Consider the following 774-nt stretch of genomic DNA (forward strand, 5'->3'; position numbering starts at 1 on the left):
ACATAGGCGCCCGAGCCGACCCGCACCTCGACCAGCCCCTGCACTTCGAGCGCGATGATCGCCTCGCGCACCGTCGGCCGGCTCACCTCGTAGCGCAGCGCAAGGTCGCGCTCGGCCGGCAGGCGGCTGCCCACCGGATAGCGCCCGCTGGCCAGTTCATCGAGCAGCGAGCGGGCGAGATCCTGATAGAGCCGGTCGTGTGATTTGCCAGTTGTCATGGAAACTTTCTGGTATTACCAATTCAAGAAACTTGACAGACCGAAACCGGTCCGTCAATCGGTATTACCACAATCCGCCTGTCCTTAGCGAGTGTCCCCCCATGAAAATCACCGCCGCCCGCGTCATCGTCACCTGCCCGGGCCGCAACTTCGTGACGCTGAAGATCGAGACCGACCAGGGCGTCTACGGCATCGGCGATGGCACCCTCAACGGCCGCGAGCTCTCGGTCGTCGCCTATCTCGAGGAGCACGTCATCCCCTGCCTCATCGGCATGGACCCGCGCCGCATCGAGGATATCTGGCAGTATCTCTATCGCGGGGCCTACTGGCGCCGGGGACCTGTCACCATGCGCGCGATCGCCGCGGTCGACATGGCGCTGTGGGACATCAAGGGCAAGATGGCCGGCATGCCGGTCTACCAGTTGCTGGGCGGCCGCAGCCGCGACGGGATCATGGTCTATGGCCATGCCAACGGCGCGGACATTGCCGAGACGGTGGAAGCGGTCGGCCACTACATCGACATGGGCTACAAGGCGATCCGCGCCCAGACCGGCGT

Annotated in this window: 2 protein-coding genes; one reads left to right on the top strand and one right to left on the bottom strand. The window is 64.7% G+C overall.

Annotated features, from left to right (window positions below; all coding sequences use genetic code 11):
- Positions 1–218: FadR/GntR family transcriptional regulator (locus AC1Q5P_RS21925; RefSeq protein WP_492520026.1), on the bottom strand; the 218-nt coding region annotated here is incomplete at its 3' end.
- A 101-nt stretch (positions 219–319) separates the two neighbouring features.
- On the opposite strand from AC1Q5P_RS21925, the gene AC1Q5P_RS21930 reads away from it, so the two are divergent.
- Positions 320–774: enolase-like domain-containing protein (locus tag AC1Q5P_RS21930; RefSeq protein WP_492520027.1), on the top strand; the 455-nt coding region annotated here is incomplete at its 3' end.

It is taken from the genome of Novosphingobium sp. GW835-FHT14H07 (assembly GCF_058793515.1).